The 7,828-nt window shown below is 62.4% G+C and carries 7 protein-coding genes; 2 read left to right on the forward strand and 5 right to left on the reverse strand.

Going from position 1 to position 7,828, the window contains the following annotated elements:
- Window positions 1-73: 73 nt before the first annotated feature.
- From ACW9I6_RS28565 to ACW9I6_RS28585, 5 genes are all read right to left on the reverse strand, one after another.
- Window positions 74-1,078: an ABC transporter substrate-binding protein gene (locus tag ACW9I6_RS28565; RefSeq protein ID WP_457340098.1), complete on the reverse strand. Its 1,005-nt coding sequence runs from the start codon at window positions 1,076-1,078 to the stop codon at window positions 74-76.
- A gap of 13 nt (window positions 1,079-1,091) precedes the next feature.
- Entirely contained in the window at window positions 1,092-2,435 is a 1,344-nt protein-coding gene (locus ACW9I6_RS28570; protein WP_457340099.1) for an LLM class flavin-dependent oxidoreductase, read from the reverse strand.
- 13 nt (window positions 2,436-2,448) lie between these two features.
- Entirely contained in the window at window positions 2,449-3,405 is a 957-nt protein-coding gene (locus ACW9I6_RS28575; RefSeq protein WP_003211301.1) for an ABC transporter substrate-binding protein, read from the reverse strand.
- Between the two features lie 102 nt (window positions 3,406-3,507).
- Window positions 3,508-5,088, reverse strand: a complete 1,581-nt coding sequence (locus tag ACW9I6_RS28580) for a rhodanese-related sulfurtransferase (protein WP_457340100.1) — start codon at window positions 5,086-5,088, stop codon at window positions 3,508-3,510.
- Window positions 5,085-5,708, reverse strand: coding sequence for a cysteine dioxygenase family protein (locus ACW9I6_RS28585; RefSeq protein WP_177069958.1), 624 nt, complete (start codon window positions 5,706-5,708; stop codon window positions 5,085-5,087). The genes ACW9I6_RS28580 and ACW9I6_RS28585 overlap by 4 nt, the downstream gene beginning before the upstream one ends.
- Before the next feature lie 220 nt (window positions 5,709-5,928).
- On the opposite strand from ACW9I6_RS28585, the gene ACW9I6_RS28590 reads away from it, so the two are divergent.
- Both ACW9I6_RS28590 and ACW9I6_RS28595 read left to right on the forward strand, forming a co-directional pair.
- The gene (locus ACW9I6_RS28590) at window positions 5,929-6,834 is read left to right on the forward strand and encodes a LysR family transcriptional regulator (RefSeq protein WP_008434597.1); all 906 of its coding nucleotides are present in this window, start codon (window positions 5,929-5,931) and stop codon (window positions 6,832-6,834) included.
- Window positions 6,835-6,941: 107 nt separating this feature from the next.
- Window positions 6,942-7,736: a class II aldolase/adducin family protein gene (locus tag ACW9I6_RS28595; RefSeq protein ID WP_003211295.1), complete on the forward strand. Its 795-nt coding sequence runs from the start codon at window positions 6,942-6,944 to the stop codon at window positions 7,734-7,736.
- Window positions 7,737-7,828: the final 92 nt, after the last annotated feature.

Raw genomic sequence — 7,828 nt, forward strand, 5'->3', positions numbered from 1 at the left:
TCCGTTGGCTGATCCACCGCTTTCGCGAGCAAGCCCGCTCCCACATGGGTTATTCGGCGTTTTCGAAGGCGGGTTATATCGGCAGCAACTTGAACTGCCGGTCCCACAACGGGCTGACATCCAGCCGCTCGTTCAATACCCCGGCATTGAAGAACAGGTCCGCCACTTCCTGCTGCGAAGCGATGGCCTGGTCGTTCACCTCGATCACGCTGTAGGGCTGGCTGCGGTTGTTGTACACGTCGAGGAACACGGCCTTGTCCACACCGAGCAACTTCGCCGATTTTTCAGCCCACGGCTTAGGGTTGTTGTTCATCCATTCCAGCGTGCGCGCCTGGCGCTGCAAGTAATCCTGGATCGCCTGTTTGCGCAGCGGGTCTTCCAGGGCAGCGGGGCGGGCGCCGATCAGGTAGTTGCCGGAGAGGTAGCCGAGGGCGGTTTTCAATACCCGGGCGCCGCTGCGGAATTTCGCCAGCTGGATAAACACCCCATAGATCACCCAGGCGTCCAGCTGGCCACTCTGGAACGCGCTGAAACCGTCCTGTGGCGTGAGTGCCACGGGGGTGATGTCGTTGAAGGTCAGCCCTTGCTCCTTCAAGGCCTTGATCAAGAAGTAGTGCGAGGTGGTGGAGCGCACATAGCCCACACGCTTGCCTTTCAACTGGGCGATGGATTCAATTTTCGACTCCTTGGGAATCAGGATCACCTGGTTATTCACGTCACCTTGCAGCACCGCAATCAGCTTGGGCTCGCGGTGGCTCTGGATCGAGAAGATCGGCGGGATCTCGCTCATGCCACCAATGTCCAGGCTGCCGGAGGCCAGCGCTTCGACGATCAGGTTGCCGCCGGCGAACTCGGCGTAGTCGACTTTATAGGGCGTGTTGGAAGTGCCGGCGTCGTCGGTGAAGTACGAGTCCTGGCCACGGTAGGTGGCGACGGCCAGGGTCAGGTCCGAGAGCTTCGCAGGTGCAGCGAAAGCCCGGGGCACCAGCGAGGCGAGGCCCAGCGCGCCAAGGGCAATCGAACTGGCACCCAGGAAGCCGCGACGATTGAACTGTCCGTGTTTGATCGTGTTCGTCATGGTCGTGCCCTGGTCAGATGGCGATCTGCGTTGGTTGAGTTTCGAACGGGGTGCTGTAGCGGTTCGCCGGCACGTCCAGGCCAAGGTTTTCCCGCAGGGTGGCGCCGCTGTATTCGCTGCGCAACAGCCCGCGTTGTTGCAGCACCGGCACTACCAGCTCGGTGAAGTACTGCAAGCCGTCCGGCAGCAGTGAATTGATGATGAAGCCGTCGGCCGCGCCGGCTTCGAACCAGGTCTGGATCGCGTCGGCGACCTGCTCCGGGGTACCGACAAAATCGCGCTTGGGCCGGGAGAACCGCAGGGCCACTTCCCGCAGGGTCAGGCGTTCATCGCGGGCCAGTTGCTTGATGCGGTCGGAGCCGCCTTTCTGGCTGTTGGAGCCCAGGTCGCCGAGTTCCGGGAAGGGTTCGTCCAGCGGGTACTTGCTGAAATCGTGGTCGTTGAACGGGCGGCCCAGGGCGACGATTGCGTCCTCGACGGTCACCAGCTCCACAGCTTGCTGATAGCGGCTTTCCACCTCGGCTTCGTCGCGGCCAACAATCGGCCGGATGCCCGGCAGGATCGACAACTGACCAGCATCACGGCCAAAACTGCGGGCGCGTTTCTTCAAGTCCTGGGCGTAGGCTTTGGCTTCGTCGAAGGTCTCGGCATGGACAAAAATCGCGTCGCTGTTTTCGGCGGCAAAATTGCGCCCGTCCTCGGAAGTGCCCGCCTGGAAAATCACCGGCTGGCCCTGGCGCGAGCGGGCGATATTCAGCGGGCCCTTGACCGAGAAAAACTCGCCTTTGTGTTCCAGTGCATGCAGCTTGCCAGGGGTGAAAAATTCGCCGCTTTGCTTGTTGTAGGCGAAGGCATCGTCTTCCCAGGAATCCCACAGGCCCTTGACCACATTTACGTGCTCCCTGGCGATGCGGTAGCGCACGGCGTGGGGCGGGTGCTCGGCCTTGCCGAAGTTGTCGGCGGTGCCGCTGAGCCACGAAGTCACCACGTTCCAGCCGGCGCGGCCGCCGCTGATGTGGTCCAGGGAGGCGAACTGGCGCGCCACCTGGAACGGTTCGGTGTAGCTCACGGTGACGGTCGCCACCAGGCCGATGTTCGAGGTCAGGGCCGCCAGGGCCGAAAGAATGGTCAGCGGCTCAAAACGGTTGAGGTAGTGCGGGCTGGATTTTTCATGGATATGCAGGCTGTCGGCGATGAACACGAAGTCGAACTTCGCGCCTTCGGCCAGTTGCGTCTGATGCTTGTAGAACCCGAAGTTGACGCTGGCATTGGGCTGCGCCTGCGGGTGGCGCCATTCGCCCCAGCCGTGACCGACGCCGTGCACCATGGCACCGAGTTTCAGTTGGCGTTTGCTCATGTTCTCTCTCCTTTTAGCGGGAAGCCTGGGTAAGCGGGGCACGTTTGGCGTTGAAGCTTTTGTCGAAGCCTTGGGAGACGTCGATGTGTTTGGTCAGCAGGCCTTCGTCCTGATAGATGTCGGCGGTGGTTTGCAGGCCGCTGATCACCGAGTCGTCAATCGCCACCGGTTGCATATGGGTGGCGTTGGCCACGGCTACGTGCACCTCCAGCGGCAAGCCGGTGATTTTGGCCATGGCGGCGGCGAACGCCTGCGGGTGATCGTTGCTCCAGCGGTAGGCGCGGTCGACCCGGGCCACGAAGTCGTCCAGCTGCACGCGCTTGTCGGCAATCGCCTTGCTGGTGGCGGCGAGGTACAGGTGATTGCTCAGCAGGTTGTTGCCGCTGGCAAGGACTCTTGCCTGGCTCTGGCTGGTGACCACGGTGGTGTAGGGGTCCCAGGTCGACCAGGCATCGGCGGTGCCGTTATCCAGCACCAGCCGTGACTCGCTGGGCAGCAGGAAGATGAACTGCACGTCGTGGGTGGAAAGGCCGGCGCTGCGCAGCGCCTTGATCGCCAGGAAGTGCCCGATGGAGCCGCGGGTGGTGACGATGCGCTTGCCCTTGAGGTCGGCAAGATCGTGGATCGGAGAATCTTTCGGAACAATCAGCGCGGTGGTGTTGCGGCCTTCGGCGTGGATGATGCTCACCACCTTCAGCGGTGCTCCGGCACCGAGGGCGAACACGTAGGGCGCGTCCCCCAGCGCGCCGATGTCCACGGCCCCGGCGTTGAGGGCTTCGCCCAGCGGTGCGGCGGCGGGGAACTCGGACCACTGGATTTCGTAGGGCACATCCCGGGTTTCGCCGGCGACTTCCAGCAGCGCCTTGATGGTGGATTTCTGGTTGGCCACTCGCAGGGGCTGCAGGTCGGCGGCCTGGCAAGTCGCACCCAGGGTGAGGGCGGCCAGTAAAAGGGCAAGGGTAAAGCGCATCAGGCGGGCTCCAGGCTAGGTCTTGCGTTCAGTCGCCTCCGCCTGGAGAAGGGGTCGGCTGGTAGTGGGAAGAGGAGCGAGCGGACTCGCTCCTGGGGGTGTTCAGATCACATAAAACCCGTGGGTGCCGTCGCGGGCCAGCTGGTCCACCAGGCCGAACTCCCAGTCGAGGTAGGCCTGCATGGCTTCCTTCGGATTGTCGGTGCCTTCGTACGGGCGGCGGTAGCGGTCGATGCGCGGTGAAGCGAGGCGGGTCTCGCCTTCCTCCAGCGGCAGTTGCGCGGCGATCCAGCTGGCAGTGCCGTCCCGCAGCAGGAACACGGGCTTGCCGGTCAGCGCTTCGACTTGCGCCACCGCGAGGCGCGCCAGCTGGCTGCTGCCACAGGTCAACACGTAGCGTTCGGCAGCAGGCACCTTGCGCAAGGCTTCGGGCAACTGCCCGCGCAACGCCCACCAGGCACCGGGAATGTGGCGCTTGACGTAGTTGGCGCTGGCGGTGAAATCCAGTACCGCGGTGTCGCCATGAGCCTGCCATTCGGCGAGGGTGTGCGGGCTGATGAGTTCGGCCTGTTGCGGCGCCGGGACGGGGGCAACCCAGGCCCCCGGTTCGCTGAAGTGCGCAGGTTGCAGGTCATCCAGCACATGCACTTCCCAACCCAGTTGTGCGAGCCAGGACGCAGACATATTGGCCCGCACGCCGTCGTCATCCACCAGTACCAGCCGGGCGCCGCGTACGCTGGCGACGTGATCGGTTTCCTGCACCAGTTGGCCGCCCGGCGTGGAGCGCGAGCCGGGCAGGTGGCCGGCTTCGAATTCTTCCGGGGTGCGTACGTCGAACAGGTAAGTGGTGCGCGCCGATTCCTGCTGCCAGCGTTGCAGGTCGGCGAGGGTGGCGCGGCCTACGCGGGCCTTGTCGGCGACTTGGCGGGCGTCCCTGGCGGCGATCTGGCGGTGTTCTTCCGAGGTCGGCGCGAAGCGTCGAGCCTGGCCGTGTTGCAGCTTCTGCCCGGCCAGGGTCCAGCCGATGGTGCCGTTGCGCAGGGCAGACACCGGGTTGGCGATGCCGGCATTGATCAGCGACTGGGTGCCGATGATGCTGCGGGTACGCCCGGCGCAGTTGACGATAATGCGCGTGGCCGGGTCCGGTGCCAGCTCACGGGCGCGCAGCACCAGTTCGGCGCCGGGCACGCTGATGCCGGTGGGAATGCTCATGGTCTGGTATTCATCGAAGCGGCGGGCGTCGAGCACCACCACGTCGGCGTTGCTGTCGAGCAACGCCTGCACTTCTTCAGCCGCCAGCGACGGTGTGTGGCGCTGGCTTTCCACCAGCTCGCCAAAGGATTTGCTTGGCACGTTGACGTCGATAAACAGCTCGCCACCGGCGCTGCGCCAACCGTCCAGGCCGCCTTCCAGCAGGCTGACCTCGGTATAGCCGAGCGCCTGCAAGCGCTGGGCGGCGATCTGTGCCAGGCCTTCACCGTTGTCGTACACCGTCACCTGGGTATCCCGGCGTGGGATGCGTGAATACACTTCCAGTTCCAGTTTCGACAGCGGGATATTCGCGGCGAACAGCGGGTGGGATTCGGCGAAAGGCGCTTCCTCGCGCACATCCACAAGGGCGACTTCTTCACGGTCCAGCAGGGCCTGGCGAATCTGGGCGAAGCTGCGGTTCGATACAGTCATGGGGCAGGGCTCTCTTTGGACAGGGCGTCTTTGGACAAATCCCAGATGTTCGGGAGAAAAGCGTTGGAATAACCGGAGATAAACAGTTTCTCGCTGCCGTCCGGCTGGTACACGGCGCGGCGCACCGCACCGATGTTGGCGCCATACACATGAATGCTGATGGACACCTGGTCACGGAAGGCATTGCTGACTTGATGGATGTCACCGATCTTCGGCGACACGGCTTCCACCTGGCCGGGCTCCAGCTGGATGCGCTTGCCGTCGGCGACCAGTGCGCCCTCGGCGTTACGCTCAAAGCCCTGGGAATACTCGGAACCGCGCAGCATGCCGATCAGCCCCCACACGCGATGGTCATGGATCGGCGTGGTCTGCCCCGGCCCCCACACAAAGCTGACGATGCTGAAGCGCTGGCGCGAATCGGCGTGCAGCAGGAATTGCTGATAACGCTCGGGGTCGGGTTGGGCAAACTCGTCCGGCAGCCAGTCATCGTGGCTGACCAGTTGCGCCAGCAGCTTGCCGCCGCGGTGCAGCAGGTCGCCTTCGCGAGGGTTGCCGTCGATCAATTCCGCCAGGGCGCCAATGAATGCTCTGAGTCTCTCCGGGTGTCGGGCCTGGGTCATGACAATTCCATCGTGGGTGGTTCGTGGTGATGGGTTTATCTAAGCATAATGTTTATAGTTAATATGCTATTTTTTAATGATTAGGTTATAGCGGAAAGTAATTTAGAACCGGTTTGAATAGCGTTAGACGTTATCGATCCGGGGGTTGGGCTATCCAGCCACCGTTTATGGAACTATGCTTTTCACACATCTTAATGACTGTTCTCTATGTGCGGCCCAAATGAAAATTGACGATATCGATGCCTTTGTCGAAGTGATTCGTTGCCAGTCCATCAGCCATGCCGCCGAGTCGCTGCAACTGACCCAGCCGGCCATTACCCGTCGCGTGCAGAACTTCGAGCAGGCGCTGGGGGTGGAGTTGTTCGACCGCAACACCAAGCCGCTCAAGCCTACTTTGATCGGTACGCGGGTGTATGAACAGTGCCGTTCGATCCTTCGGGAAATGGACGCCCTGCGTGAACTGGTGGCCACCGACGCGCCGCCCACCGGCCTGCTGCGCCTGGGGGTGCCGCAGACCATTGGCGACGTGGTGTTGCTGGACGCCCTCAAGCACCTGCGCAGTGAATTCCCCGAGCTGCGGGCCCAGGTGGCTACCGGCTGGGGCAGCCAACTGGTGGGCAAGATCGAGCGCGGCGAGCTGGACGCGGCGGCGGCGCTGTTTCCGGCGGGCAAGATCTTCCCGGACAACATCGTCGGCGAGTCCATCGGCAAGATGGAACTGGTGGTGGTGTGTGCCAAGGCCCAACTGCCGAAGAAGCCCTGCAAGCTGGCGGACGTGTACCAGAATGGCTGGATCCTGAACCCGGATGGCTGCGGTTTCCGTGCCGGGTTGCAACGCACCCTGTCGGACCAGGGCCTGGCGTTGCGGGTCAACCTGGAGACCTTCGGCACCGAGCTGCAACTGGGCCTGGTGGCTGACGGCCTGGGCCTCGGCCTGGTGCCACGCCCGCTGCTGGAGCGCAGTGCCCATCGCGATCAACTGGCGGCCATGCCACTGAAGGATTTCAAGCCGGTGATGGACCTGTGGCTGATCTACCCGCATTTCCTGGGCAACCTGCAAGGGCCGGTGGACGCGTTTGGCAAGCTGGTGGCGGCGTCGTTGCACAAGGTGCGCAATGCGGCGTGATATGAAAAAAAATAATAATTAGCTTAGATTAAAATGTGCTTTTTATTATTTTTGGTCATCCCCTAGGCTTGCCTGGAAGTCCTTAAGGCCATCCAGGAAGTTTTGCCATGAGCAGCGTCACCTCGATCTCCAGTGTCTCGAACAACGTCCGCCAGCGGGTTACCCCGGAAGAGTGGGAGGTGCGCGTTAAACTTGCGGCGGCCTATCGGCTGGCGGCCTTGTACAAGTGGACCGACCACATCTACACCCACTTCTCCGCCCGGGTGCCGGGGCCTGAGGAGCATTTCCTGATCAATGCCTACGGGCTGTTGTTCGATGAGATCAGCGCTTCGAATCTGGTCAAGGTGGATATCGACGGCACGATTGTCGATGACCCTACGGGCCTGGGGATCAACTATGCGGGCTATGTGATCCACAGCGCGATCCATGCGGCTCGCCACGATTTGCAGGCCGTGCTGCATACGCATACGCGCGACGGTATTGCGGTGTCGGCGCAGAAGGACGGGTTGTTGCCGATCTCCCAGCATTCCATCGGGTTTTCCGGGCGCGTTGCGTACCACGGGTATGAAGGTGTGGCCCTTGACCTGGATGAGCGTGAGCGGTTGGTGGCGGACCTGGGGGACAAGAGTGTGATGATCCTGCGCAACCATGGATTGCTGACGGCGGGGGTGAGTGTGGAGCATGCGTTCCAGCAGCTGCAGGGGCTGGAGCGGGCGTGCAATATCCAGATTGCGGCGCAGGCGGGGGGGAATGCCGAGTTGATCTTTCCGCCGGCGGAGGTGGTGGCCAAGGTGGAGAAGCAGGCAGAAGTGTTCAAGAGCGGGGATGGGCCGGGGGTGGCGCGGCACTGGAATGCGTTGATTCGGCAATTGGAGCGTACGGATACTGATTACAAACTTTGACGTTGTGGGTTTGGTATTTTCGCTTGGTTGTGGGTGTATATCCGTTATTTAGGTAACGGCCACTATTGGTTCCGCTCTTACAGCGGCTCACT

It is taken from the genome of Pseudomonas sp. SDO5522_S412, assembly GCF_054071215.1.